This is a genomic window from Streptomyces sp. NPDC048600, assembly GCF_055587025.1.
The window spans coordinates 127,665-152,258 of record NZ_JBVJGZ010000016.1 but is presented as its reverse complement, the minus strand read 5'-3'; the positions used below and the strand labels follow the sequence as shown (position 1 = coordinate 152,258).

At 72.8% G+C, this 24,594-nt stretch carries 24 protein-coding genes; 8 read left to right on the top strand and 16 right to left on the bottom strand.

Translation table 11 applies throughout. The features are described 5' to 3' along the window. Positions 1-69: 69 nt before the first annotated feature. Positions 70-357, top strand: a complete 288-nt coding sequence (locus ACZ6SQ_RS22425) for a DUF6332 family protein (protein ID WP_469564785.1) — start codon at positions 70-72, stop codon at positions 355-357. On the opposite strand, the gene ACZ6SQ_RS22420 is transcribed toward ACZ6SQ_RS22425, so the two are convergent. The 3 genes from ACZ6SQ_RS22420 to ACZ6SQ_RS22410 all read right to left on the bottom strand — a co-directional run bounded on the left by ACZ6SQ_RS22420 (position 318) and on the right by ACZ6SQ_RS22410 (position 3,733). After that, the gene (locus ACZ6SQ_RS22420) at positions 318-983 is read right to left on the bottom strand and encodes a response regulator (protein WP_469564783.1); all 666 of its coding nucleotides are present in this window, start codon (positions 981-983) and stop codon (positions 318-320) included. The genes ACZ6SQ_RS22425 and ACZ6SQ_RS22420 overlap by 40 nt on opposite strands. Further along, positions 980-2,233, bottom strand: coding sequence for a sensor histidine kinase (locus ACZ6SQ_RS22415; protein WP_469564781.1), 1,254 nt, complete (start codon positions 2,231-2,233; stop codon positions 980-982). Before ACZ6SQ_RS22415 ends, ACZ6SQ_RS22420 begins: the two co-directional genes overlap by 4 nt. 114 nt (positions 2,234-2,347) lie before the next feature. Then, the gene (locus ACZ6SQ_RS22410; protein ID WP_469564779.1) at positions 2,348-3,733 is read right to left on the bottom strand and encodes a geranylgeranyl reductase family protein; all 1,386 of its coding nucleotides are present in this window, start codon (positions 3,731-3,733) and stop codon (positions 2,348-2,350) included. Positions 3,734-3,982: 249 nt separating this feature from the next. Between ACZ6SQ_RS22410 and ACZ6SQ_RS22405 the strand changes: the two genes are divergently transcribed. Continuing rightward, on the top strand, positions 3,983-5,338 hold the full coding sequence (locus tag ACZ6SQ_RS22405) for a M20/M25/M40 family metallo-hydrolase (protein WP_469564777.1): 1,356 nt from the start codon (positions 3,983-3,985) through the stop codon (positions 5,336-5,338). A 206-nt stretch (positions 5,339-5,544) separates the two neighbouring features. On the opposite strand, the gene ACZ6SQ_RS22400 is transcribed toward ACZ6SQ_RS22405, so the two are convergent. From ACZ6SQ_RS22400 to ACZ6SQ_RS22390, 3 genes are all read right to left on the bottom strand, one after another. Continuing rightward, a complete protein-coding gene (locus tag ACZ6SQ_RS22400; protein ID WP_469564775.1) occupies positions 5,545-6,594 on the bottom strand; it encodes an NUDIX hydrolase in 1,050 nt (349 codons plus the stop codon). 144 nt (positions 6,595-6,738) lie between these two features. Continuing rightward, positions 6,739-6,942, bottom strand: coding sequence for a hypothetical protein (locus tag ACZ6SQ_RS22395; RefSeq protein WP_389322422.1), 204 nt, complete (start codon positions 6,940-6,942; stop codon positions 6,739-6,741). A 138-nt stretch (positions 6,943-7,080) separates the two neighbouring features. Next, the gene (locus ACZ6SQ_RS22390) at positions 7,081-8,028 is read right to left on the bottom strand and encodes an ROK family protein (RefSeq protein WP_469564773.1); all 948 of its coding nucleotides are present in this window, start codon (positions 8,026-8,028) and stop codon (positions 7,081-7,083) included. 199 nt (positions 8,029-8,227) lie between these two features. Here ACZ6SQ_RS22390 and ACZ6SQ_RS22385 point away from each other — a divergent pair, with 199 nt between their 5' ends. From ACZ6SQ_RS22385 to ACZ6SQ_RS22375, 3 genes are all read left to right on the top strand, one after another. Next, positions 8,228-9,277, top strand: coding sequence for a LacI family DNA-binding transcriptional regulator (locus tag ACZ6SQ_RS22385; RefSeq protein ID WP_469564771.1), 1,050 nt, complete (start codon positions 8,228-8,230; stop codon positions 9,275-9,277). 7 nt (positions 9,278-9,284) lie between these two features. Next, on the top strand, positions 9,285-10,085 hold the full coding sequence (locus ACZ6SQ_RS22380; RefSeq protein ID WP_469564769.1) for a hypothetical protein: 801 nt from the start codon (positions 9,285-9,287) through the stop codon (positions 10,083-10,085). A 119-nt stretch (positions 10,086-10,204) separates the two neighbouring features. Then, entirely contained in the window at positions 10,205-11,011 is an 807-nt protein-coding gene (locus ACZ6SQ_RS22375) for an alpha/beta fold hydrolase (RefSeq protein ID WP_469564767.1), read from the top strand. A 12-nt stretch (positions 11,012-11,023) separates the two neighbouring features. Here the strand turns inward: ACZ6SQ_RS22375 and ACZ6SQ_RS22370 are convergent, their stop codons facing one another. Next, a complete protein-coding gene (locus ACZ6SQ_RS22370; protein WP_469564765.1) occupies positions 11,024-12,319 on the bottom strand; it encodes a DUF6986 family protein in 1,296 nt (431 codons plus the stop codon). A gap of 156 nt (positions 12,320-12,475) precedes the next feature. Here ACZ6SQ_RS22370 and ACZ6SQ_RS22365 point away from each other — a divergent pair, with 156 nt between their 5' ends. Further along, positions 12,476-13,378: an endonuclease/exonuclease/phosphatase family protein gene (locus ACZ6SQ_RS22365; protein WP_469564763.1), complete on the top strand. Its 903-nt coding sequence runs from the start codon at positions 12,476-12,478 to the stop codon at positions 13,376-13,378. Between the two features lie 100 nt (positions 13,379-13,478). On the opposite strand, the gene ACZ6SQ_RS22360 is transcribed toward ACZ6SQ_RS22365, so the two are convergent. The 4 genes from ACZ6SQ_RS22360 to ACZ6SQ_RS22345 all read right to left on the bottom strand — a co-directional run bounded on the left by ACZ6SQ_RS22360 (position 13,479) and on the right by ACZ6SQ_RS22345 (position 16,598). Next, entirely contained in the window at positions 13,479-14,441 is a 963-nt protein-coding gene (locus tag ACZ6SQ_RS22360) for an electron transfer flavoprotein subunit alpha/FixB family protein (RefSeq protein ID WP_386378664.1), read from the bottom strand. Between the two features lie 51 nt (positions 14,442-14,492). Beyond that, positions 14,493-15,281, bottom strand: coding sequence for an electron transfer flavoprotein subunit beta/FixA family protein (locus tag ACZ6SQ_RS22355; RefSeq protein ID WP_389322408.1), 789 nt, complete (start codon positions 15,279-15,281; stop codon positions 14,493-14,495). A 218-nt stretch (positions 15,282-15,499) separates the two neighbouring features. After that, complete coding sequence (locus ACZ6SQ_RS22350) at positions 15,500-16,009, bottom strand: flavin reductase family protein (protein ID WP_469564760.1); 510 nt, start codon at positions 16,007-16,009, stop codon at positions 15,500-15,502. Positions 16,010-16,229: 220 nt separating this feature from the next. Next, on the bottom strand, positions 16,230-16,598 hold the full coding sequence (locus ACZ6SQ_RS22345) for a TlpA family protein disulfide reductase (RefSeq protein ID WP_469564758.1): 369 nt from the start codon (positions 16,596-16,598) through the stop codon (positions 16,230-16,232). A 411-nt stretch (positions 16,599-17,009) separates the two neighbouring features. Between ACZ6SQ_RS22345 and ACZ6SQ_RS22340 the strand changes: the two genes are divergently transcribed. Both ACZ6SQ_RS22340 and ACZ6SQ_RS22335 read left to right on the top strand, forming a co-directional pair. Next, the gene (locus ACZ6SQ_RS22340; RefSeq protein WP_386378672.1) at positions 17,010-17,738 is read left to right on the top strand and encodes a lysophospholipid acyltransferase family protein; all 729 of its coding nucleotides are present in this window, start codon (positions 17,010-17,012) and stop codon (positions 17,736-17,738) included. Between the two features lie 100 nt (positions 17,739-17,838). Beyond that, positions 17,839-18,855 (top strand): hypothetical protein, encoded by a 1,017-nt coding sequence (locus ACZ6SQ_RS22335; protein WP_469564756.1) that lies wholly within the window; start codon positions 17,839-17,841, stop codon positions 18,853-18,855. A 9-nt stretch (positions 18,856-18,864) separates the two neighbouring features. Here ACZ6SQ_RS22335 and ACZ6SQ_RS22330 read toward each other — a convergent pair whose 3' ends face one another. From ACZ6SQ_RS22330 to ACZ6SQ_RS22310, 5 genes are all read right to left on the bottom strand, one after another. Further along, positions 18,865-20,064, bottom strand: coding sequence for a hypothetical protein (locus ACZ6SQ_RS22330; RefSeq protein WP_469564754.1), 1,200 nt, complete (start codon positions 20,062-20,064; stop codon positions 18,865-18,867). 332 nt (positions 20,065-20,396) lie between these two features. Beyond that, positions 20,397-20,987, bottom strand: coding sequence for a transglutaminase-like domain-containing protein (locus tag ACZ6SQ_RS22325; RefSeq protein ID WP_469564751.1), 591 nt, complete (start codon positions 20,985-20,987; stop codon positions 20,397-20,399). 82 nt (positions 20,988-21,069) lie between these two features. Beyond that, positions 21,070-22,140, bottom strand: a complete 1,071-nt coding sequence (locus ACZ6SQ_RS22320) for a threonine aldolase family protein (protein ID WP_469564749.1) — start codon at positions 22,138-22,140, stop codon at positions 21,070-21,072. Further along, complete coding sequence (locus ACZ6SQ_RS22315; RefSeq protein WP_469564747.1) at positions 22,137-22,883, bottom strand: SDR family NAD(P)-dependent oxidoreductase; 747 nt, start codon at positions 22,881-22,883, stop codon at positions 22,137-22,139. Before ACZ6SQ_RS22315 ends, ACZ6SQ_RS22320 begins: the two co-directional genes overlap by 4 nt. A gap of 41 nt (positions 22,884-22,924) precedes the next feature. Further along, positions 22,925-24,322 carry a DUF6421 family protein gene (locus ACZ6SQ_RS22310; protein WP_469564745.1) on the bottom strand — a complete coding sequence of 466 codons (1,398 nt, stop codon included), beginning with the start codon at positions 24,320-24,322 and terminating at the stop codon, positions 22,925-22,927. Positions 24,323-24,594 lie beyond the last annotated feature (272 nt).

Here is a 24,594-nt window from a genome sequence, read left to right as displayed (position 1 = left end):
CGCCGCCTCCCACGGGTGCCCGGCGGGGCCGTTTGCCCCGCCGGGCACCCGCCTGTTTCACTCGGGAGCATGACCACGCACGGGGGACGGCGCCGCACACAGGCCGAACGGGACGCGATCACCGTCGAGATCGGATACGCCCTCTTCAGCGCGGCCTTCGCGGCCGCGTTGGTGTTCGGGGCGGTCGCCGGGCCGGCGTTCCTCTTCGATCTGCCCGGCCCGCTGGAGACCCTGCTGGTCCGCGCCGGGCTGGTGGTCGCGCCCGTCCTCTTCGCCGTCCGCGTGGTGTCCGTACTCATGCGGTTCCGGGGGTCCGCTCAGCCCAGCCAGCCCGGCCGCACCAGCCCCGACTCGTAGGCCAGCACCACGAGTTGGGCCCGGTCGCGCACCCCGAGCTTCACCATCGTGCGGCTGACATGGGTCTTGGCGGTCAGCGGGCTGACGACCAGGCGGCGGGCGATCTCGTCGTTGGACAGCCCGATGCCGACCAGGGTCATCACCTCACGCTCCCGCTCGGTGAGCCGGGCCAGCGCGCCGGCGGCCGCCGGTTCCTTGGAACGGGCCGCGAACTCCGCGATCAGCCGCCGGGTCACGCCCGGCGACAGCAGCGCGTCGCCCGCCACCACCGCCCGCACCGCACGCAGGAGTTCCTCCGGCTCGGTGTCCTTGACCAGGAACCCCGAGGCCCCGGAACGGATCGCCTCGAAGACGTACTCGTCGAGCTCGAACGTCGTCAGCATGACCACCCTGACGTCCCTCAGCTCATCGTCCCCGGTGATGCGCCGGGTGGCCGTCAGTCCGTCGAGGACGGGCATCCGGATGTCCATCAGCACGACGTCGGGGCGCAGTTCGCGCACCCGTCGCAGCGCCTCCTCGCCGTCGGCGGCCTCCCCGGCCACCTCGATGTCCGGCTGCGCGTCCAGCAGCGCCCGGAAGCCGGCCCGGACCAGCGACTGGTCGTCGGCGAGCAGCACTCGGATCACCGGTCCTCCTCCTCGGCTCGCAACGGCAGTACCGCGAGCACCCGGTAGCCGCCGTCCGGCCGGGGCCCCGCCTCGATCGTGCCACCCAGCGCCGCCGCCCGCTCCCGCATCCCGGCCAGGCCGTTCCCGCTGCCGCCCGCGTCGGCGCCGGTCGCCGGACCGTCGTCGTCGATCCGCAGCCGCAGCACCGGCCCGCCCGGCCGGCCGTCGTCCGCCCGGGGCGCCGGCCCGTCGCCCCGATCCAGCACCACGCGCGCACGGCGGGACCCCGAGTGCCGTACGACGTTGGTGAGCGCCTCCTGCACGATCCGGAACGCGGCGAGGTCCGCGCCCGGCGGCAGCCGGGGCACCTCGCCCTCGACCGTGACCGTGAGACCCGCGCCCGCAGCCTGTTGCACAAGTTCCGGCAACCGGTCCAGGCCGGGGGCGGGCGCGCGCGGGGCGTCACCCGCGGTGCGCAGGGTGTCGAGCACCTGACGGACCTCGCCGAGCGCCTCCTTGCTGGCCGACTTGATCGTGGTGAGCGCGGCCCGCGCCTGTTCCGGGTCAGTGTCCAGCAGGGCCAGGCCCACGCCCGCCTGCACGTTGATCACCGAGATGCTGTGCGCGAGGACGTCGTGCAACTCCCTGGCGATCCGCAGCCGTTCCTCGTCCGCGCGCCGCCGGGCCGCCTGGGCCCGCTCGGCCCGCTCACGGGCCCACTGCTCACGGCGTGCCCGCACCAGCTCCGCCAGCGCGACGATCGCGGCGACCCAGGCGGCGATCACCGCCTCCTGCCCCCAGGACGACGCCGAGTCGCCCGGCGGGGGAAGCCACCGGTACAGCCGGTGCGCCACCAGCACATGCGCGGCCCACAGCCCGCCGACCGCCGCCCAGGCGGCCCTGCGGTGCCCTGCCACGACCGCGCTGAAGCAGGCCACGGCGACCGTGAGGAACACCGGGCCGTACGGATACCCGGCACCCAGATAGACCGCCGCGGTGGCCGCCGTGCCGAACACCACCGGCACCGGGCGGCGCAGCCGCCACAGCAGCTGCCCGCAGGCCAGCACCAGCAGCACCCGCCCGAACACGTCGAGGTCCGCCCGCTCGCCCGCCTGCTCGTGAGCGGCGAAGGAGGAGCCGGCCATGACGAAGACGGTGATCAGCAGCGTCGAGGGCCAGGGCCACCGGCGCTCCCGGCGCCGGTGTTCCAGGACCCACGGCGGCGGACCCCACGGTGGTCTCCCCCGGCGCACGCGCTGATCGTCCATGCCCGCCACGCTAGACCGGGCACGGCGCCGAGGGCGTCAGCCGGGCGTGGTGATCACACGTACTCCCCAGGAAGTACGTGTGAGGTGGGGGCGGTGTCCCCCACCACACCAGGATCAGGAAGTGACGCCCCCGGAAGCGTCGGAAGCCCCAGAGGCCCCGGAAGTCCCGGACTCCCCAGCCGCCTCAGCCGCCCCGGCCCCCTCGCCCGGCGCTCCGGCCCCTTCCGCACCGGAAGCGGAACCGGCAGCGGGCCCGGAACCAGCCCCCTCTCCCACCGCGGGCTTCTCGGCCACCCCCCGGTCCAGCAGGACCAGCATCCGCTGCACGATGGGCCGGTTGCGGACGATCTCCCCGAGGGAGGTCCGGCCACGGGTGATGTCCATGAAGGCCCGCCACACGGGACGCACACCGGTGAGACCGGCGTGGAAGACCCCGGGACGGCGCTCGAACGCGGCGAGCAGGCGCTTGCCGACGGCCATCTCGACGCCCAGCCCCGCCTTGATGGCGAAGGCGTAGTTGAGTGCCTGGCGGCGGGCGTCGACGGCGTCGTGGGCCTCGGCGATGCGCACGGCCCACTCCCCCGCGAGCCGCCCGGAGCGCAGGGCGAACGAGATGCCCTCGCGGGTCCACGGCTCCAGCAGCCCGGCCGCGTCGCCGCAGACCAGCACGCGTCCGCGCGAGAGCGGCGAGTCGTCGGCGCGGCAGCGGGTCAAGTGCCCGGAGGAGACGCTCGGTTCGAACCCGGCGAGGCCGAGCCTGCCGATGAAGTCCTCCAGGTACCGCTTGGTGGCCGCGCCTTCGCCGCGCGCCGAGATCACCCCGACGGTCAGGGTGTCGCCCTTGGGGAAGACCCAGCCGTAACTGCCGGGAATCGGGCCCCAGTCGAGCAGGATGCGGCCCTTCCAGTCGTCGGCGACGGTCTGCGGGACAGGGATCTCCGCCTCCAGGCCGAGGTCGACCTGGTCGAGCTTCACGCCGACGTGTGCTCCTATGCGGCTGGCGCTGCCGTCCGCGCCGACGACGGCCCGTGCCAGGACGGTCTCGCCGCCCTGGAGGACGACGGCGACCGTGCGCCGGTCCGGTACCGCCGAGCCGTGCTGCTCGACGCGCGAGACGGTGACGCCGGTGCGCAGTTCGGCGCCCGCCTTCTGGGCGTGCTCGACGATCTGCTGGTCGAACTCGGGGCGGTTGATCAGCCCGAAGAGCATGTGCCGGGAGCGCCGGGTGCGGGTGAAGCGGCCGTTGTGGGTGAAGGTGACCGCGTGCACCCGGTCGCGCAGGGGCAGTTCGTAGCCGGGCGGCAGCGCGTCGCGCGAGGGGCCGATGATGCCGCCGCCGCATGTCTTGTAACGGGGCAGTTCGGCCTTCTCCAGCAACAGCACGCGTCGTCCCGCGACCGCGGCCGCGTAGGCGGCCGAGGCCCCCGCGGGTCCCGCGCCCACCACGACGACGTCCCAGACCTGCCGCTCGTCGTCCGCCGAAGAGTTCTCGCTGCTCACGATGGTTACTGCTCCCGGTCCAGCCGCCTGTCGCTTCTGTCCTGCGCATCCTACGGCGGGCCCGGTGCCCGTCCCGAGGACCATGCCCCCGTCGCGCGGTCCGGCGCCCGCTCCCCACCCGTCGGGCACCGGCCGAAACGTGCTGTTCGCCATGGTCGGGGGGACCCGGCGCACGGGCCCCGCCGCAGGTCACTGTGACAGGATCGCGCTACCCATACGTCCAACGTCGCACCTACGAGGAGCGTGCCCATGTCGTCGAATCCGGTCGCCGAGACCGTCACCGAGCTGATGCCCCGGGCCAAGGCGGAACTCGCCGAGCTGGTGGCCTTCAAATCGGTGGCGGACTTCGACCAGTTCCCCAGGTCCGAGAGCGAGGGAGCGGCCCGCTGGGTCGCGGACGCGCTGTCGGCCGAGGGCTTCGAGGACGTGGCCCTGCTCGACACGCCGGACGGCACCCAGTCGGTCTACGGCTACCTGCCCGGCCCGGAGGGCGCGCGGACGGTCCTGCTGTACGCGCACTACGACGTGCAGCCGCCGCTGGACGAGACACGCTGGACCACGCCGCCGTTCGAGCTGACCGAGCGCGACGGGCGCTGGTACGGCCGTGGCGCCGCCGACTGCAAGGGCGGTGTGATCATGCACCTGCTCGCGCTGCGCGCCCTGAAGGCGAACGGCGGTGTCCCGGTGCACGTGAAGTTCATCGCCGAGGGCTCGGAGGAGATGGGCACCGGCGGCCTCCAGCAGTACGCCGAGGCGCACCCGGAGCTGCTGACGGCCGACACCATCGTCATCGGCGACGCGGGCAACTTCCGGGTCGGCCTGCCCACCGTCACCACCACGCTGCGCGGTATGACGACGCTGCGGGTGCGGGTCGACACCCTCCAGGGCAACCTGCACTCCGGCCAGTTCGGCGGTGCGGCGCCCGACGCGCTGGCGGCGCTGATCCGCGTGCTGGACTCGCTGCGGGCCGAGGACGGCACGACGACCGTGGACGGGCTCGGGCAGGGGCCGTCGTGGGACGGGCTCGCCTACGACGAGAAGCAGTTCCGCGAGGACGCCAAGGTGCTGGACGGTGTGGGCCTGATCGGCTCGGGCTCGGTGGCGGACCGGATCTGGGCGCGACCCTCGGCCACGGTGCTCGGCATCGACTGCCCGCCGGTGGTGGGTGCCACGCCGTCGGTGCAGGCGAGCGCCCGCGCGCTGATCGGTCTGCGGGTGCCGCCGGGCGCCGACGCGGCCGAGGCCACCAAGCTGCTCGTCGCCCACCTGGAGGCGCACACGCCGTGGGGCGCCCGGGTGTCGACGGAGCAGATCGGCCAGGGCCAGCCGTTCCGCGCGGACACCTCCAGCCCGGCGTACCAGGCGATGGCCGACGCGATGGCGGTCGCCTACCCGGGTGAGGAGATGCAGTACGCCGGTCAGGGCGGCTCGATCCCGCTGTGCAACACGCTCTCCTCGCTGTATCCGGACGCGGAGATCCTGCTCATCGGCCTGAGCGAGCCGGAGGCGCAGATCCACGCGGTCAACGAGAGCGTGTCGCCGCAGGAGCTGGAGCGGCTGTCGGTGGCGGAGGCGCTGTTCCTGCGCAACTACGCGGCGCGCTGACGCGGTGCGACGCTGACGCCGTGGGACGCGGGGCCTCACCGGGTGGGGCCCCGCGCCTTCCTCCTCCGGGAGCGGTTCTGCGGCGGATGCTCCGGCCGCCGGGGGCGACAGGGGTGGCGGGTGCCGGGCGCGCCCTGGCGTACGCCCCGGCCGCGGCGGGCCGCGTACGACCGTGAGGGTGCCGCGTTCCCGCGCGGCGGCGCCGATCAGCCGTTCCCGGCCGGGACGCCCGCCTCCAGGTACAGCGCCGCCCCGCGCTCGCGCGCCCGCAGGGCCCAGCGCAGGCGTTCGTAGCGCACGGGCGGCAGCAGGGTGGCGGCCTCCTGCTCGGTGACGAAGCGCCAGGCACGCAGTTCGGGGCCGGGCAGCAGCACGCGTTCGGCGGCGGAGCGGTCGAGCCGGCCGCCGTCGAAGAGCAGCCGCAGCCCGCCGTAGCCGGGGGGCTGCGGGCGTTCCCAGTCGACGACCAGGAGGCGCGGTACGTCCGCCAGCCGGATGCCCGTCTCCTCGGCGACCTCGCGCACACCGGCGCGGGCGGGTGCCTCGCCGGGTTCGACGACGCCGCCGGGAAACTCCCAGCCGGGCTTGTACGTGGGGTCGACGAGCAGGACGCGGTCGTGCTCGTCGAAGAGCAGGACGCCCGAGGCGACCGTCTCGGCGGTGGGCTGGGCGGTCTGCACGATGGCGCAGGCGGGCGCGGTGCCGGAGGCGACGGCGTCGGCGATGCGCGCGGCGGTCTCGTGGGGTGTGAGAGTGCCGTTGTCGACGGGGTGGGCGTCGGCGCAGAGCCAGTCGGCCAGGGCGGCCCGGTAGGGTTCGATCTGGTCGTAGGACCACTGGCGTACGCGTATCTCGCCGTCGGGCAGGTCCGGTGGGACCTCGCGTCGGGCGATCCGCTCCCGCAGGATCGTTTCGGCCGGGGTCAGTACGAGGTGTCGTACGGCGATCCGGCGGGCGGCGAGACCGCCGAAGATCTCGTCGCGGTACTCCTGGCGCAGCAGGGTCATGGGCACCACGAGGGTGCCGCCGAGCTCGGCGAGCAGCGCGGCCGCCGTGTCGATGACGAGCCGGCGCCAGATCGGCAGGTCCTGGAAGTCGCTCGTCTCGGCGAGTCGTTTGGCGGGCAGCAGGTGCGTGAGTGCCCCTCCGATGAGTTCGGGGTCGAAGAGCGTGCTGTTCGGGATCAGGTCGATCAGTTCCCGTGCGGTGGACGTCTTCCCCGCACCGAACGCGCCGTTGATCCAGACGACGGTCACGATTCCCCCTCTTCTGTTGGCCCCCAGTGGCTTGCCCGTTCCACCCTGCCACGGAAACCAGACGCAGTTGAGTGCCTGCGAACAGTGAGGCGCCGGACCTCCCGGCGGGGAGATCCGGCGCCCTGGGGACGGCGTTCGGGGCCGTCAGCCGTTGTGCGCGCCCTGGCCGCCGAGGGCGGATTCGTCGACGTCGAGGCTGTCGCTGGCGATCGTGCGGTCGAGGGTGCTGAGGGTGCCGTTCACGTCGAGGTCGCCCAGGTCGTCGCCGAGGGCGTGGGACGGGGTGACCGCCGCGACGACGAAGCCGGTGGCGAGGGAGGCGATGGCGAGCATGCTGCGCTTCTTCATGCCGGACTCAACGGCACCCGCCGCACGAAGGTCACGGCCGTCGTACGAAGGTCAGGGCCGCCCTCGACGTCTCGCGCGGCGGAACCGTTCCGCCAAGAAGGGGGCCACCTCGCCGCGCCCCCGGCTCACGCACCCGGCTCACACTCCCGCGGCGGCCCTCCGCGACAGTGCCGCCGCGGCGGCACCGACCAGTCCGGCGTCCGTGCCCATCCGGGCGGGCACCACCTTCAGCCGCCGTACGAAGGAGAGCGTGGCGTAGTGGGCGAGGGCCTTGCGCAGGGGCGTGAAGAGGATGTCGCCCGCGTTGCCCACACCGCCCCCGACGACGGCGATGTCGATCTCGACCAGGGTCGCGGTGGCGGCGATACCGGCGGCCAGGGCCCGCGCGGCACGCTCGAAGGAGGCGAGGGCGACGGGGTCGCCGGAGCGGGCAGCGGCGGCGACCGCGGCGGCGGAGACGTCACCGTCCGGGCCGGGCAGCCAGCCCGCGTCCAGGGCGCGACGGGCGATGTTGGGGCCGCTGGCGATGCGCTCGACACAGCCGCGCGAGCCGCAGGGGCAGGGGTCGCCGTCGAGGTCGACGCTGATGTGGCCGATGTGGCCTGCGTTGCCGGTGGGGCCCGGGTGGAGTCGGCCGCCGAGGACCAGACCGCCGCCGACGCCGGTGGAGACGACCATGCACAGGGCGTTGTCGTGGCCGCGGGCGGCGCCCTGCCAGTGCTCGGCGGCCGTGATGGCCACGCCGTCGCCGATCAGCTCGACGGGGAGTCCTCCGGTCGCCTCGCGGACGCCGTCGACCAGCGGGTAGTCGCGCCAGCCGGGGACGTTGACCGGACTGACCGTGCCCGTGGAGGCGTCGACCGGTCCCGCGCTGCCGATGCCGACCGCGTCGGCGTGCCGCCACAGGGGCGAGGCGGCGAGTTCCGCGAGGACCTGCCGCACGGCGTCCATGACCGTGTCGCCGTCCTTGCGGGCGGGCGTCGGGTGCTGGGCGCGCACCAGTATCCGGCCGTCGCCGTCCACCAGGGCACCGGCGATCTTGGTGCCGCCGATGTCGAGAGCGGCCACGTGGGCGGTGTGCGTCAAGGTCGGTTCTCCCCGTCAGCCGTGGGAATGGGCAGGAAATGCGGAGGTCTGTCCGGCGGTGGGGCGCGCCGGCGAAGTATGCGTCGGACAGTGTCCCCCGACTATGACAACGTTGTCCAGGCTCTATGCTCGACGCCACATCCTCATACAATCCACGAATCCACGCACCCCCGAGGATCACAGGACAGGACACCCCACCGTGGCCGATGCCATCCGCCGAGCCGACGGGCTCTCCCCAGCCCGCTACGGGACCCGCCCGACGATGAAGGACGTCGCCGCACGGGCCGGTGTCGGCCTGAAGACGGTGTCGCGTGTCGTCAACGGCGAGCCCGGTGTCACACCCGACACCGAGCGGCGGGTGCAGGACGCCATCGAGGCGCTCGGCTTCCGGCGCAACGACAGCGCCCGTGTGCTGCGCAAGGGCCGCACCGCCAGCATCGGCCTGGTCCTGGAGGACCTCGCCGACCCCTTCTACGGTCCCCTCAGCCGGGCCGTGGAGGAGGTGGCCCGCGCCCACGGCGCGCTGCTGATCAACGGCTCCAGCGCCGAGGAACCCGAGCGGGAGCAGGAACTGGCGCTGGCGCTGTGCGCGCGGCGGGTGGACGGCCTGGTGGTCATCCCGGCCGGTGACGACCACCGCTATCTGGAGCCGGAGATCAGGGCGGGCGTGGCCACGGTGTTCGTGGACCGCCCGGCCGGGCGGATCGACGCGGACGTGGTGCTGTCGGACAACTACGGCGGGGCCCGGGACGGTGTCGCCCATCTGATCGCGCACGGGCACCGCCGGATCGGGTTCATCGGCGACATGCCCCGCATCCACACCGCGGCCGAGCGGCTGCGCGGCTACCGGGCGGCCATGGAGGACGCCGGGATACCGGTGGCGGGGTCCTGGATGTCCCTGGGGGCGACCGACCCCGAGCGGGTGCGCCGGGCGGCCGAGGAGATGCTCTCCGGCTCCGACCCGGTGACGGCGATCTTCACCGGCAACAACCGGGTGACCGTCACGGTCGTCCGGGTCCTCGCCGAGCACGCGCGCCATGTCGCCCTGGTGGGCTTCGACGACATCGAGCTCGCCGACCTGCTGCGGCCCGGACTGACCGTGGTCGCGCAGGACGCCGCGGCGCTGGGCCGTACGGCGGCCGAGCGGCTGTTCCGGCAGCTGGACGGCAATCTGGTCGCGCCCGAGCGGATCGAGCTGCCCACCCGTCTGATCGCCCGCGGCTCCGGCGAACTGCCGCCCGCGGACTGAGGCGTCCATGGACCCGGACACGGCCGCCCCGGACCCGGAACGGCACACGCTGGAGGCCCTGGGGCTCTCCGGGGTGCCGCACGACGACCCGCTGAGCTATCCCGGTGTGTGGCCGCGGCGGTCCGGGCTGCTCGACGGCGGCCATCTGTGGCCACTGACCCGGCTGGTCCACCCGGACCGCACCCCGGTGCTCGCGGTCGGCTCCAACGCCTCGCCCGGCCAGCTGGGCCGCAAGATGGCCCGGGCCGGGCTCTCGGCGCCCGTGCCGCTGGTGAAGGTCCGGGTCACCGGCCTCGCCGTGGGCGTCTCCGCGCATGTCAGCCGGATGGGATACGTCTCGGCGTCACCCCTGCGCGCGCCGGGCGCCGTGCGGGAGTTGTTCGTGGCATGGCTGGACGGCGAACAGCTCGCGGTGGTGGACGCCAGCGAGGGCGTGCCGCTGCCGGCCGGCAACTTCCGCCGGGCCTGGCTGCCCGCGGCGCAGGTGCCGGTGGAGCTGGAGGACGGGCGGACGCTGCCGGGGGTGTACGCGTACGTCAACCGGCGCGGGGTGCTGCACGACGGCGGCGGCACGCCCCGGCCGCACCCCGGGCAGCGGGAGCTGCTCACCGAACTGCTGGCCGGGCTGCCCCGGTTGAGGGAGCTGTTCGGGACGACGCCGGAGGAGTTCGTCACGCGGGCACGGGCCGATGCGGCGCTGTGCGAGCACGGCACGCGGCTGTTCGCGGAGGCGGGGCTGGTGACGCGGTCCGGGCTGGAGGCGTGGGTGCCGACGGGGCGCGGCACGGACGCGCCAGAAGGGCACTAGGGCGGCTCGGCCGGTCGTGAGCGCCGGGGCGCGGCCCGGTGGCCGCTCGCGTTGCGGGCGGCTCCGCGGGCGGCGGACACTGGCCGTGAGCGGGGGCACTCCGGAGGGAGCCGGCGGCCATGGGCGACTACGTGGATCTTCCCGGCGTCAGGACGTGGTACGAGACCGAGGGTGCGGCCGGTGAGCCGCCGCTGCTGCTGTTGCACGGCGGGTTCTGCACGAACGAGACCTGGGACCCGCAGCGCGCCGCCCTCGCGGCGGAGTACCACGTCTTCCTGCCCGAGCGCCGCGGGCACGGGCGCACGCCCGACGTCCCCGGGCCGCTCACGTACCAGGACATGGCGCGGGACACCGCCGACTTCGTCGAGATGATGGTCGGCGGCCCGGCTCATCTGGTCGGCTGGAGCGACGGCGCGATCGTGGCCCTGCTGGTCGCGATCGCCCGCCCGGACGTGGTCCGCAAGGTCGTGGCGATCGGCGCGAACTTCCGCCCGCCGAGTGAGTGTGCGGCGGTGCCGGGGCTGCTCGACCATATGACGGCGGCCAGTCCGGACATGGCGCCGTTCCGCGAGATGTACGTCGCCGTGGCGCCGGACGGGCCGGACCACTGGCCGGTGGTCGCGGACCGGCTGCTCGACATGTACCGCAAGGAGCCGGACCTCTCCACGGAGGATCTGGCCCGGATCACGGTGCCCGTCCTGGTGATGGCCGGGGACGACGACATGTTCACCCTGGAGCATACGATCGCGCTGTACCGCGCGATCCCCGGGGCCGAGCTGGCTGTCGTCCCCGGGGCCTCGCACCTGCTGACGATGGAGAAGCCCGCGGTGGTCAACCGGATCGTCCTCGACTTCCTGGGGAACGATCCGGTACCGACCATGTTCCCGGTCCGCCGCGCGGAGGCGACGGCCGCCGGGCCGGCCTGAGAGATCAGGGCCCTACTTCGCGGACGCCGTGAGGTCGCCGCGCCGCGGTGAGGCGAACCCCTCCAGGTCGGCCCGGGTCAGGCCGGTCAGCCGGGCGACCTCGGCGATGTCCAGGGCGCCGCAGTCGAGGCCGCGCAGCAGGTAGCCGCTGAGGGCCTTGGCGGTGGCGGGCTCGTCCATGACGTCGCCCGCAGCGCGACTGGCGTAGCGGGCGAGGCGGGCGGCGGCCTGCTCGAAGCCCTCGCGGTAGAAGGCGAAGACGGCGGCGTAGCGGGTGGGGATGTGGCCCGGGTGCATGTCCCAGCCCTGGTAGTAGGCGCGGGCCAGCGCCCGGCGGGTGAGGCCGTAGTGCAGGCGCCAGGCGTCGTGGACCTTCTCGGTGGGGCCGACCGGGAGGACGTTGGTCGAGCCGTCCGAGACACGTACGCCGGTGCCCGCCGCCGCGACCTGCATGACCGCCTTGGCGTGGTCGGCGGCCGGGTGGTCGCTGGCCTGGTAGGCGGCGGAGACACCGAGGCAGGCGCTGTAGTCGAAGGTGCCGTAGTGCAGGCCGGTGGCGCGGCCCTCGGCGGCCCGGATCATCCGGGCGACGGTGGCGGTGCCGTCGGCGGCCAGGATGGACTGGCTGGTCTCGATCTGGATCTCGAAGCCGATCCGGCCGGGCTCCAGGGAGTGCGCCTTCTCGAAGGCCTCCAGCAGCCGGACCATGGCGGTGACCTGCTCGGGGTAGGTCACCTTGGGCAGGGTCAGGACCAGTCCGCCGGGCAGTCCGCCGGCCTCCATCAGGCCGGTGAGGAAGACGTCCAGCGTGCGGATGCCGCGGTCGCGGACAGGGGCCTCCATGCACTTCATGCGGATGCCCATGTACGGGGCGGCGCTGCCGTCGCGGTAGGCCTCGGCGATCAGGCGGGCGGCGCGGGCGGCGTCCCGGTCCTCGTGGCCGCCCTGGTAGCCGTCCTCGAAGTCGACGCGCAGGTCTTCGATCGGTTCGCGCTCCAGCTTGGCGCGGACGCGGGAGTACACCGGCTCGGCGAGTTCGCCGGACAGGCCGAGGACGGCGGCGAAGGAGGCGGCGTCCGGGGCGTGTTCGTCGAGGGCGGCGAGGGCCCGGTCGCCCCAGGAGCGGACGGTGTCGGCGGCGAAGACGTCGCCGGGTACGTAGACGGTGTGCACGGGCTGGCGGGTGCCGGGGTCCCCGGGGTAGACGCGCTCGAGTTCCGCGTCGACCTCCGAGAGGGAGGCGCCGATCTCCTCGCTGACGGTGCCCGCGAGGCTCGTCGCCACCTGCTCCTGCTGGCCCTGACCCATTCCCACACCCTCCAATTTTCCGCACTCCGGAATCAACAATCCGTAGAATGAAGTTATCCGGGGACTTCTGGCCGGTCAACACCTCATCTCACGGGGAGCTGTCACACTCTCCAGCGCACCGACTCGTCCGGTCGTCCTTCTCCCCGAGGAGTACCCGTGCCGCACCGCAGTCGCGTCACCCGCCGTCTGGGCCTGAAGACCGCCCTGGCCGCCGCGGTCACCGTGCCCGCCTCCAGTACAGCACTGTCCGTCTCCGCCGCCTCGGCCGGCGAACCCCGCCGCACGCTGCGCGTGATGTCCTTCAACCTCCGCTTCGCGAGCACCGCCGAGCCCCACAGCTGGACCGTCCGCCGCCCCGTCCTGCGCGCCCTGCTGCGCCGCGAGCGCCCGCATGTGATCGGCACCCAGGAGGGCCTCTACCAGCAGCTGAGGGACATCGAGGCCGACCTCGCGCCGCACTACGGCTGGATCGGCACGGGCCGCGCGGGCGGCAGCCGGGACGAGTTCATGGCCGTCTTCTACGACACCCGCCGGCTCGCGCCCGTGGCCTACGACCACTTCTGGCTGTCCGGCACGCCCGAGGTGATCGCCTCCAACACCTGGGGCGGGGCCTCGATCCGGATGGCCACTTGGGTCCGCTTCCGCGATCTGGCCGACGCGGGGCGGGAGTTCCACGTCCTCGACACGCATCTCGACAACCGCAGCCAGAGCGCCCGCCTCAGGGCCGCCGCGCTCATCGCCGGACGCGTCGGCGCCCTGGACCCGGCCCTGCCGCTGCTGGTGACGGGCGACTTCAACGTGGCGGCGCACCGGAACCCGGTCCACGACAGCCTGTTGGCGGCGGGCCTGGTGGACACCTGGGACACGGCGGCCGAACGGGGGCCGCTGTACGGCACCTTCCACGGGTACCGGCCGCTGGTGCCGGACGGCGACCGCATCGACTGGATCCTCGCCACCCCGGGCGTCGTGACGCACCGCGCGTCGGTCAACACCTTCGCCGTGGAAGGGCAGTTCCCGAGCGACCATCTGCCCGTGCAGGTGACGCTGACCCTGGGGTGAACGCCTCGCGGGAGGCGCCCGGCGGCATGGCGAGGCCCCCGTGACCGGTGCGGGTCACGGGGGCCTCGGACAGCCTGACGGAGATCAGGTGGTGAGGTGATCAGCCCTTGCGGGTGTTGATCTCCTCGGTGAGCTGCGGGACGACGTCGAACAGGTCGCCGACCACGCCGTAGTCGACCAGCTCGAAGATCGGGGCCTCGGGGTCCTTGTTGACGGCCACGATGGTCTTCGAGGTCTGCATGCCCGCGCGGTGCTGGATCGCGCCGGAGATGCCGTTGGCGATGTACAGCTGCGGCGAGACCGACTTGCCGGTCTGGCCGACCTGGTTGGTGTGCGGGTACCAGCCGGCGTCCACCGCGGCACGCGAGGCACCGACGGCCGCGCCGAGCGAGTCGGCGAGGGCCTCGATGATCGCGAAGTTCTCGGCGCCGTTGACGCCACGGCCGCCGGAGACGACGATCGCGGCCTCGGTCAGCTCCGGACGGCCGGTCGACTCGCGCGGGGTGCGCGCGGTGACCTTGGTGCCGGTGGCCTTGTCGGAGAAGGTCACGGCGAGCGCCTCGACGGCGCCGGCGGCCGGGGCGGCCTCCACGGCGGCCGAGTTCGGCTTGACCGTGATGACCGGGGTGCCCTTGGAGACACGGGACTTGGTGGTGAAGGACGCGGCGAACACCGACTGGGTGGCCACCGGGCCCTCGTCGCCGGCCTCGAGGTCGACGGCGTCGGTGATGATGCCGGAGCCGATGCGCAGCGCCAGACGGGCGGCGATCTCCTTGCCCTCCGCGGAGGACGGCACCAGCACGGCGGCCGGGGACACGGCCTCGACGGCGGCCTGGAGGGCGTCGACCTTCGGGACGACCAGGTAGTCGGCGTACTCGGACGCGTCGTGGGTGAGGACCTTCACCGCGCCGTGCTCGGCGAGGGCGGCCGCGGTGTCGGCGGCGCCGTTGCCCAGCGCGACGGCGACGGGCTCGCCGATGCGGCGGGCCAGGGTCAGCAGCTCGAGGGTCGGCTTGCGGACGGCACCGTCCACGTGGTCGACGTAGACGAGGACTTCAGCCATGGGATTGCTCTCCTGCGTAACGAAGTTGAGGGGCGGTCGGCGTGTCGAGCCTTAGATGAACTTCTGGCTCGCGAGGTACTCGGCGAGCTGCTTGCCGCCCTCGCCCTCGTCCTTGACGATGGTGCCGGCCGTGCGGGCCGGACGCGCGGCCGCGGAGTCGACCGCGGTCCAGGCGTTCTCCAGACCGACCTCGTCCGCGTCGATGTCCAGGTCCGACAGGTCCCAGGACTGAACCGGCTTCTTCTTCGCGGCCATGATGCCCTTGAAGGACGGGTAACGCGCCTCGCCGGACTGGTCGGTGACCGACACGACGGCCGGCAGGGAGGCCTCCAACTGCTCCGAGGCGGCGTCGCCGTCACGGCGGCCCTTGACGGTGCCGTCCTCGACGGAGACCTCGGACAGCAGGGTCACCTGCGGGACACCGAGACGCTCGGCGAGCAGGGCCGGGACGACGCCCATGGTGCCGTCGGTGGAGGCCATGCCGGAGACGACCAGGTCGAAGCCGGCCTTTTCGATCGCCTTCGCCAGCACCAGCGAGGTGCCGATGGCGTCGGTGCCCTCCAGGTCCTCGTCCTCGACGTGGATGGCCTTGTCGGCGCCCATCGACAGCGCCTTGCGCAGCGCGTCCTTGGCGTCCTCGGGGCCGACCGTCAGGACGGTCACCTCGACGTCGTCGTCCGAGTTCTCGGAGATCTGAAGCGCCTGCTCGACGGCGTACTCGTCCAGCTCGGAGAGCAGGCCGTCCACGTCGTCGCGGTCGACGGTCAGGTCATCGGCGAAGTGCCGGTCGCCAGTGGCGTCGGGCACGTACTTCACAGTGACAACGATCCTCAAGCTCACGCCGGCTCTCCTACTGCATCGTCATTTCTCGGCTGCCTCTTGCAGGCAGCATAGGCGCCTCAAGCGGCCGATCCCGGTCGGGGCGATCCGGCGCTCCGACCGAAATATTACTCGTCAGTACACCCAGTTCTTCCCCGCTAAGCAAGCGCTTTGAACTGTGACCTTCGCAACGCAGCGTAACCGGAATCGGACCGCTTCGCAGAACCGCCCAGGCGTGATCAATCCCGCAGAGCGGTGAAGCGCCCCTGGTGGTACAGAAGCGGGCGGCCGACGCCCGTCGGGTCACCGAGGAGCACCTCGGCCAGCACCAGCCGGTGGTCGCCGGCCGGCACCCGGGCGGCGACCCGGCAGACCAGCCAGGCCGGCACGCCGTCGAGCAGGGGCACCCCCTCGGGGCCCTCGCGCCAGGCGGTCGACGGGCCGAAACGGTCGGCCCCGCTGCGGGCGAACGTGGCGGCGAGGTCCTGCTGGTGCTCGCCGAGTATGTGGACGCCGACATGCCCGGCCTCGGCGATCGCGGGCCAGCTGGAGGCGCCGGTACCGATGCCGAAGGAGATCATCGGGGGCTCGGCGGAGACGGAGGTGAGCGAGGTGGCGGTGAAACCGACGGGCCCGGCGGCGCCGCGCGCGGTGATGACCGCGACACCCGCGGCATGCCGCCGGAAGACGGAGCGCAGAAGTTCGGGGGAGGCGAGACGGGGGGTGCCGAGGTCGGACGTGGCCGTCATGGAGTTGTCCTTCTGATGGTGGGAACGAGCGGGTCGCGGGAGCTCAGCAGCCCGGACAGCGCGCGCTCGCGGTGCGCGCCAGGTCGATGTGCACCCGGCTGAACAGAAGGAGTTCCGATGGCATGGACGTCAGGCTGACGACGGACGGCGGGCACAGTCAAGTACGTACCGCCATGTGGGAGCCGGTTCACGCGCACGTCACGAACCATGAGAAGCCCCCTCACCCACCCGCGACCGCGGCCCCCAGAGCCGCGATCACGTCCGCCCGGCGGGGCTGCCCGGAGGCCCGGCGGACCACCCGCCCGCCGGCGTCCAGGACGAGCACGGTCGGGGTCTTCAGGATCTCCAGCGCACGGACCAGTTCCAGCCGGTCCTCGGCGTCGATCTCCAGATGCGAGACGCCGGGCACCATGGCCGCCACCTCCCCGAGCACCCTGCGGGTGGCCCGGCAGGGCGCGCAGAAGGCGCTGGAGAACTGCACCAGCGTGGCCCGCTCCCCCAGTTCCCCGCCCAGCTCGGCCGGGCCGAGCACCGTCCCCTCGTCGCGCCCGCGCACCCGCGCTCTCCCCTTCCGCCGCCGGGACGGCACGTCACGGACGCCCGCCGCGACCGCCTTCCGTCCTTGTCGTCCTGAGCTGAAGCGTTCACACGACCGCAATGATTCCCGCACTCCCGTCGCGTCCCGCTTGCGGGCCGGTGGAACCGCCCTCGCGGGACGGCGGACGGCGGGACGGCGAGGACACCACCGATGGTGTGATCAGCACACCGACCCGGGGCGCGAGTTGTCCCTGGTTCGGGCGTGGCCGGTGGGTAAGCCCGGAGTAAAGCGAAGCTAAAAGCGCGAGGTGGACGTGACGAGGATCTCGCCCGGGTCGGGCACGCGGGCTGGCTCCCCACGCGTTCTTCGGGCACGATCTGCGACATGCCGTAAACCTACGGCTCCGTAACTTTCGGCCGGGAGCCCCTTTCCCAGGCAGAGCAGAAAGGGTCCGTCCCACCCATGGCAGAGCTTGTGTACCGTCCCGTCGTCGGTCTGGCCCTGACGTTGTTCAAGGCCTGGGACCTGAAGATCGACTGCCAGGGGTCGGAGAACATCCCCCGGTCGGGCGGTGCCGTGCTGGTGAGCAACCACATCAGCTACCTCGACTTCGTCTTCAACGGTCTGTCGGCGCTGCCGCAGAAGCGGCTGGTGCGCTTCATGGCCAAGGAGTCGGTCTTCCGCCACAAGGTCTCCGGCCCGCTGATGCGCGGTATGAAGCACATCCCGGTGGACCGCGCCCAGGGCGAGGCGGCCTACCAGCACGCCCTGCGGTCGCTGCGCTCCGGCGAGTTGGTCGGGGTGTTCCCCGAGGCGACGATCTCGCAGTCGTTCACCCTCAAGAGCTTCAAGTCCGGTGCCGCGCGCATGGCCCAGGAGGCGGGCGTGCCCCTGATCCCGATGGCCGTGTGGGGCACGCAGCGGCTGTGGACCAAGGGCCAGCCGCGCAACTTCAAGCGCAGCCACATCCCGGTCACCATCCGGGTGGGAGAGGCGATCGAGGCCTCCAAGGACAAGTACGCCGGTGCCCTCACCCGCCAGGTCCGCGAGCGGGTGCAGGAACTCCTCGACGCCGCCCAGCGCGCCTACCCGGCCCGCCCCAAGGGCCCCGAGGACAGCTGGTGGCTGCCCGCCCACCTCGGCGGCACCGCGCCGACCCCGGAGCAGGTGAAGGCCGCGGAGTCACGCTGACCCGGTGTCGGGCGCGCCGGGCTCCGGCCGATAGGGTCCCGGCGGTAACGGGACGGCCCGGCGGGCCGTCCTCTGCCGAGTGCGCTACGGGGGCGGTTCGATGCGGCGCTGGATCAAGATTTCGGTGACGGCCGCGGCCGTCCTCGGGGTCGGCGGCTGGATCGCCGAACCGTACGTCCAGGACTGGATGCTGCTGCGCGGCGCGTGCGCCGGGGCGCTGCCTGCCGACGCGGTCCGCCGGCTCGCGGTGCACGGCTCCCACTTCACCGAGGACACGGCCACGAGCCATGAGCGGCTCGGCTCCTACAGCTGCTCGCTGTCCTTCGAGGACGACGAGGGCGACGACGCGCTCCTCCTGCGCATGGAGGCGTACACCCGGCGCGACGACCAGGACCGGGAGTACATGTCCCTCTTCGACGAACAGGGTTTCAGTCCCTCCGCGGCCCTGCCCGCCGGGCTGCCCGGCTTCGTCGACCGGTTCGGCAGCCTTCAGTTCCGGGTGCCCTGCCCGGACCTGGGCCGGGACGCCGAGGGGCGGCAGCGCCGGATGACGGTGCGGACCGTCTTCGGCCGCGAGGCCGCCGCCGGGCAGCCCGCCGCCTACGACACCGCCCTGGCCCTGGTCGCCGCCGCGTCCGACCGGCTCGGCTGCGGCGCGCGGCCGCTGCGGGCGCCCGAGGGCGAGTCGGGTCCGCCGGACCCCGAGGACGGCCCGCGCGCGGTGCCGTTCGACGAGGCCGACGGGTCCTGCGCGCGAGCCCTGCGGGACACGCTGCCGCGGCCGTCCGGGTGGCGGCTCGCCGACGGGCTCAACGACGCGGCGCCGACGGGCCGTTGCGATCTGGAGACCGGCGACGAGGACAGCGGCGAGGGCGAGCGCGGGATGACCTTCGCGGCCTGGTACGGCGACTGGAGCCGCCGCCTGGTCACCGACGACGGGGTGCCGCGGCCCCTCACCGCGACCGCCCGCTGCGACGGCGAGGCGGCCGGCTTCGCCCTCTCCGCCGACGAGGGCGTTCCCGGCCTCGGCGAGGCGCGACAGCGCGCTCTGCTGCGGGCGTTCGCCGAGGAGCAGAGCCGGCGGCGCGACTGCACGGACCTGCGCGTCACCGGCTGACGGAGCGGTTCAGAACCGCATCCAGAGCCCCCGGACATACGCGTCGTCGACGATCTGCCGCACGGCCGCGGCCCGTTCGCGCGGGACCCCCCGCTCGCGGGCCCACGCGTCGAGCACCGTGAACAACTGCTGTCTGCCGTCCATCAGATCGCCCCGCACCGGCCCGGCGACCGGGCGCGCGGCGATCGCCGCCATCGGCGGGCGGGTGCCGACCTGGCGGGGCGCGGGCCGGTAGGTGCCGCGGGTGTGCCGTCGTACGGCGTCGTCGAACGCGGCGAGATCGTCGATCTCCCCCTCCCGGGCTCCGGCGGCCCGGTGCTTCATCAGGTTGCCGACGCGTTCGGCGATGTCCTCCAGGTCGTTGTCGGGCCAGGTGGTCGCGGTGCTCGCGTACTCGCCCCGGTCCTCGGGGTCGGGCCGGAAGGCCGGGTCGCCGCCCTGGCGGGTGAGGCGTTCCAGGTAGTGCGCGAAGTAGGCGCGCTCGGCGTCGTAGAGGATCGCGAACGCCTCGGGGTCCCGGGCGAGTTCGGCGACCAGCTGCTCCGGGTCGGCCTCGGCGTCCCCGTAGGGCTGTTCGTACTCGAAGTCCGTGTGGGCCTCGCCGGGGGCGAGGAAGCGGCCGTAGCGGGTCCAGCCCTGCGGGTCGGGTGCGGCGGCCTCGGCCGGGACCGCGGGCAGGGCGGTGTCGTCGCTGTGCATGAGGTAGAGCGCCTCGTCGACGACGTAGTCGGCGAGCATCCGCGCGACGCCGGGGGCCGTGCCCGCGGGTATCCCGGCGCCGTCCAGGGCCGCGGCGACGCCGAACGCGGCGCGGGCCTGGGCGAGGGTGTGCGCGGTGCCGGGGGCGGGGGCGCGGGTGGCGGCCTCCACGACCTCGCCGAGCACCTTGCCGCCGTCCCCGCAGGGGTCGTCGATGCGCAGCAGTTCGCGTACGGCGTCCATGCGGGCCATGTCGTCGCCGGGGTCGAGGGCGTCGGTCGCCGCGGCGGGGTCGGTGGCCAGGGCCCGGGTGGTGGCGGGGAGATCCTGGCAGGGCGGGGTGTCGTCGCCGCCGGCCAGGGCGAGGGGTACGGCGGTGCCTGCGGCGAGCAGGGCGAGTGTTGCGGCGGAGGTGAGCAGGGGGTGGCGCCTCAGCGCGGCGAACCGCCCTCCCTGTTCGGCCCGTTCGGCCTCGGCCGTGGTGTTCTGTGTCGCTCCCCCGTCACTCATGCGGTGACCCTAGCCGGGGGGTTGGGCGGTTCGGTGTGGGGGGGGTTGGTGGGCGTCGTCGGGGTGCGGGTTGGCTTGGGCTGGTCGCGCAGTTCCCCGCGCCCCTTTTGGGGACGTTGCGATGCGGTGGCCTCTGCAAGGCCTGGGCGGGGCGATGCCGGGGCTGGTGGGCGTCGTCGGGTGCGGGACGTCGTGGGCCGGTCGCGCAGTTCCCCGCGCCCCATTGGGTACCTGTCGCGGAGGTCCTCGCGCCCCTTTGGGGACGTGTCGCGGAGGTCCTCGCGGTCCTCCGGGTGCCTGTTGCGCCGTTCCCCGCGCCCCCTTTGGAGGGGTCAGAGGGTGGTGGGGAGTGTCGTCCAGAGGTGGGGGCGGTCGACGGCGGAGCGGAGCGCCTTGAGGACTGTCGGGTGGGGGGTGGCGTACAGGTGGGGGTAGTCGGTCTCGCCGGAGTCCGGGGTGACCGGGAAGGCCAGGCGTTCGCCGGCCAGGGAGAAGCGCGCGTCGACGCCGGGCTTGTTGCCGCGGGGGTCCTGGCGGTGCCAGGCGCCGTCGAGGCGGACGGCGACGAGGCCGTGCACGCAGTGGCCCGAACCGTCGTCCCGCAGCCGCTGGTAGCACAGCGCGGTCGGGATGTCCTCCGCCCGCAGCAGCGCGGCGAGGGCGTGGGACTTGGCGTAGCAGATGCCCGTGCGGAGCTCGATGACGTCGGAGGCGCGCCAGGTCACACGTGGGTCGCCGGTGTCGGCGGAGTGCGGGATGGCGTCGCGTACGTACTCGAAGGCGGCCCTCGCATAGTCATACGAGTCGCCGGCGCCGGACGCGAGACGGGCCGCGGTCTCGCGCACCACCGGATGGTGATGGTCGATGACCTCGTCGGCGGCCAAGTACGCGGAAAGGTCAGCGGTGTTCTGGATCAGCTCCATGCCGCCAGAGCATAGGAATGCGATCACCCGGCAGTCAATGACTTTTCGGGCGACCGCATACCTATGCATCACTCGAGGTGGCTCAGTGAGCCATCTCCTCCTTCAGGGCCGCGAGGAACGCGTCCACGTCCTCCTCGGTCGTGTCGAAGGCGCACATCCAGCGCACGACGCCCTCGGCCTCGTCCCAGAAGTAGAAGCGGAAACGCTTCTGGAGGCGCTCGCTCACGTCGTGCGGGAGCTTGGCGAAGACGCCGTTGGCCTGCACCGGGTAGAGGATCTCGACGCCGTGCAGCGCGCGTACGCCCTCGGCCAGGCGCTGGGCCATCCCGTTGGCGTGGCGGGCGTTGCGCAGCCAGAGGTCCTTGGCGAGCAGCGCCTCCAGCTGTACGGAGACGAAGCGCATCTTGGAGGCGAGCTGCATGGACAGCTTGCGCAGATGCTTCATCCTCCGCACGGCGTCCTGGTTGATGACGACGACCGCCTCGCCGAACATCGCGCCGTTCTTCGTGCCGCCCAGGGAGAGGATGTCGACGCCGACCGCGTTGGTGAACGTCCGCATGGGCACGTTCAGCGAGGCGGCGGCGTTGGCTATGCGGGAGCCGTCCAGGTGGACCTTCATGCCGTGTGCGTGGGCGTGCTCGCAGATCGCGCGGATCTCGTCGGGCGTGTAGAGCGTGCCCAGCTCGGTGCTCTGGGTGATCGAGACGACCTGCGGCATCGCGCGGTGCTCGTCCTCCCAGCCCCAGGCCTGCCGGTCGATCAGCTCGGGGGTGAGCTTGCCGTCCGGCGTGGGCACGGTGAGCAGCTTGAGGCCGCCCATCCGCTCCGGCGCGCCGCCCTCGTCGACGTTGATGTGCGCGCTCTCGGCGCAGATCACCGCGCCCCAGCGGTCGGTGACCGCCTGGAGCGCGACGACATTGGCGCCGGTGCCGTTGAAGACCGGGAACGCCTCGGCCGTGGGCCCGAAGTGGCTGCGGACGATCCCTTGGAGGTTCTCGGTGTAGTCGTCCTCGCCGTACGCGACCTGATGGCCGTCGTTGGCCAGGGCCAGGGCGGCCATCACCTCCGGATGCACCCCGGCGTAGTTGTCGCTGGCGAAACCGCGGACCTCCGGATCGTGGTGGCGACGCGCGTCGGTCTTCGGGGGGTTCACGGCTGCTCGGTGAGCCACAGACGGTTTCCGTTCACTTCCGCGGCGGGCTTGTCCCAGACGCCGACGACGGCCTCGGCGAGGTCCTTGACGTCCGTGAAGCCCGCGAACTTCGCGTTGGGCCGCTCGGCGCGCATCGCGTCGTGCACCAACGCCTTCACGACCAGGATCGCAGCAGCCGAGGTCGGCCCCTGCTCACCCCCGGCCTTGCGGAAGTAGTCGGCCATGGCGAGCGTCCACGCCTCCGCGGCCGCCTTGCCCGCGGCGTACGCGGCGTTCCCGGCGGTCGGGTTGGTCGCGCCCGCGGCGCTGATCAGGACGTAGCGGCCCCGCTCGCTGCGCTGGAGCGCCTCGTGGAAGGCGAGGGAGGTGTGCTGCACGGTGCGGATGAGCAGCAGCTCCAGGAAGTCCCAGTCGTCGAGGCTGGTCTTGGTGAAGGTCTCGCTGCCGCGCCAGCCGCCGACCAGGTGGACCAGGCCGTCGACGTGCCCGAACTCCTTCTCGGTGCGCGTGGCCCAGTCGCGGGTGGAGTCCAGGTCGAGCAGGTCGACCGTCTCGCCCGTGACGGTGGCGCCGCCGGACGCGTACCGGGCCGCGTCCACGGCCTCGGCGAGCCGCTCCGGGTCGTTGTCCGCCGCGACGACCGTGGCGCCCGCCTCGGCGAGCCTGAGCAGTGCCGCCCGGCCGGCGGGTCCACCCGCGCCGGCCACCGCGATCACCGCACCGCTGAGAGCCCCGTTCCCCATGTTCTTCGCCTCCTGAGCAGTGTTCTCGGTGTGCCGGTCGCTCACGCGGCGACCCGCTCGGCGCTGTCCGCCGTGATGCCCTTGGTGGAGGCGATCACGTTCTTCAGCTTCTTGGACAGGGCCTCATAGAACATGCTCAGCGGAAACTCGTCCGGAAGCACGTCATCGACGAGCTTGCGGGGCGGCTGGGCCAGGTCGAGGGCGTCGGGACCCTTGGCCCACCTGGAGCCCGGGTGCGGGGAGAGGTAGGTGGAGACCAGCTCGTAGCCGGCGAACCAGTGGACCAGCTTCGGGCGGTCGATGCCGTCGCGGTAGAGCTTCTCGATCTCGGCGCACAGCTCGTTGGTGACCTGCGGGGCACGCTGCCAGTCGATGAACAGCTTGTTGTCGGTCCAGCGCACCACGTCGTGCTTGTGCAGGTAGGCGAAGAGCAGCTGGCCGCCGAGGCCGTCGTAGTTGCGGTTGCGGTCGCCGGTCAGCGGGAAGCGGAACATCCGGTCGAAGAGCACCGCGTACTGCACGTCACGGGCCTGCGGAACGCCCTCGGCCTCCAGCTTCACGGCCTCCTTGAAGGCGGTGAGGTCGCAGCGCAGCTCCTCCAGGCCGTACATCCAGAACGGCTGGCGCTGCTTGATCATGAAGGGGTCGAAGGGCAGGTCGCCGTGGCTGTGGGTGCGGTCGTGGACCATGTCCCACAGGACGAAGGCCTCCTCGCAGCGCGTCTGGTCGTGGACCATCGCGGCGATGTCCTCGGGCAGCTCGAGGCCCAGGGTCTCGACGGCGGCCTCGGTGACCCGGCGGAAGCGGGCGGCCTCGCGGTCGCAGAAGATGCCGCCCCAGGTGAACCGCTCCGGCGCCTCGCGCACGGCGATGGTCTCGGGGAAGAGCACCGCGGAGTTGGTGTCGTAGCCCGCGGTGAAGTCCTCGAACTTGATGCCGCAGAACAGCGGGTTGTCGTAGCGGGTGCGCTCCAGCTCGGCCAGCCACTCGGGCCAGACCATGCGCAGCACGACCGCCTCCAGGTTGCGGTCCGGGTTGCCGTTCTGCGTGTACATCGGGAAGACGACCAGGTGCTGGAGGCCGTCGGCGCGGCCCGCGGCGGGCTGGAAGGCCAGCAGCGAGTCGAGGAAGTCGGGCACCTGGAAGCCCTCGTCGGCCCACCGGCGCAGGTCGCTCACCAGGGCCTTGTGGTACTCGGCATCGTGCGCGAGCAGCGGGGACAGCGTCTCCACGGCCTCGGCTATGCGGGCCACTACGGCCTCCACGGCGGCACGCTCGGGGGCGTCCTCGGCGGTGAAGTCGATCGACCCGTCCTTGGACTGCCATGGCCGGATCTGCTCCACGGCATCCTTGAGCACCGGCCACGCCGGGTGCTCGATGACCCTGGTCATGGGAGGAATCTGCCCCTCCGAAGCCGCCTGCACAAGAATTTCCGTCATGTCCCATCCTCCACGCGAGAACCTCTCGTAAGGACACCGTAGGCATATGAGGTTTCTTCCAGCAAGGGGGGTCTCGGGAAAATCTCCTGTCGAACCCAGGGTTTCACTTCACTTTTTCCTGTCGAGGTGGGATCGGCCGGGGTACGGGCCCATGACGCCCGCATGGACGGGCGGTTTCCCGGGGAGTACAGAACAGGAGCGGGAACCAGCCATCGCCGGGTTCGTCGCGGACGGGTCCATCCCGTCGGCGGCCCATTAGGCTGCGGGACCTG

Bases quoted from the DNA above. Each gene is read 5' to 3' on its own strand.
- ACZ6SQ_RS22340 (WP_386378672.1), top strand. From the start codon at position 17,010: ATGGCAGAGCTTGTGTACCGTCCCGTCGTCGGTCTGGCCCTGACGTTG.
- ACZ6SQ_RS22325 (WP_469564751.1), bottom strand. From the start codon at position 20,987: ATGGAGCTGATCCAGAACACCGCTGACCTTTCCGCGTACTTGGCCGCC.
- ACZ6SQ_RS22380 (WP_469564769.1), top strand. From the start codon at position 9,285: ATGGACCCGGACACGGCCGCCCCGGACCCGGAACGGCACACGCTGGAG.
- ACZ6SQ_RS22335 (WP_469564756.1), top strand. From the start codon at position 17,839: ATGCGGCGCTGGATCAAGATTTCGGTGACGGCCGCGGCCGTCCTCGGG.
- ACZ6SQ_RS22350 (WP_469564760.1), bottom strand. From the start codon at position 16,009: ATGACGGCCACGTCCGACCTCGGCACCCCCCGTCTCGCCTCCCCCGAA.
- ACZ6SQ_RS22370 (WP_469564765.1), bottom strand. From the start codon at position 12,319: ATGGGTCAGGGCCAGCAGGAGCAGGTGGCGACGAGCCTCGCGGGCACC.
- ACZ6SQ_RS22330 (WP_469564754.1), bottom strand. From the start codon at position 20,064: ATGAGTGACGGGGGAGCGACACAGAACACCACGGCCGAGGCCGAACGG.
- ACZ6SQ_RS22375 (WP_469564767.1), top strand. From the start codon at position 10,205: ATGGGCGACTACGTGGATCTTCCCGGCGTCAGGACGTGGTACGAGACC.
- ACZ6SQ_RS22360 (WP_386378664.1), bottom strand. From the start codon at position 14,441: ATGGCTGAAGTCCTCGTCTACGTCGACCACGTGGACGGTGCCGTCCGC.
- ACZ6SQ_RS22415 (WP_469564781.1), bottom strand. From the start codon at position 2,233: ATGGACGATCAGCGCGTGCGCCGGGGGAGACCACCGTGGGGTCCGCCG.
- ACZ6SQ_RS22315 (WP_469564747.1), bottom strand. From the start codon at position 22,883: ATGGGGAACGGGGCTCTCAGCGGTGCGGTGATCGCGGTGGCCGGCGCG.
- ACZ6SQ_RS22425 (WP_469564785.1), top strand. From the start codon at position 70: ATGACCACGCACGGGGGACGGCGCCGCACACAGGCCGAACGGGACGCG.
- ACZ6SQ_RS22395 (WP_389322422.1), bottom strand. From the start codon at position 6,942: ATGAAGAAGCGCAGCATGCTCGCCATCGCCTCCCTCGCCACCGGCTTC.
- ACZ6SQ_RS22310 (WP_469564745.1), bottom strand. From the start codon at position 24,322: ATGACGGAAATTCTTGTGCAGGCGGCTTCGGAGGGGCAGATTCCTCCC.
- ACZ6SQ_RS22405 (WP_469564777.1), top strand. From the start codon at position 3,983: ATGTCGTCGAATCCGGTCGCCGAGACCGTCACCGAGCTGATGCCCCGG.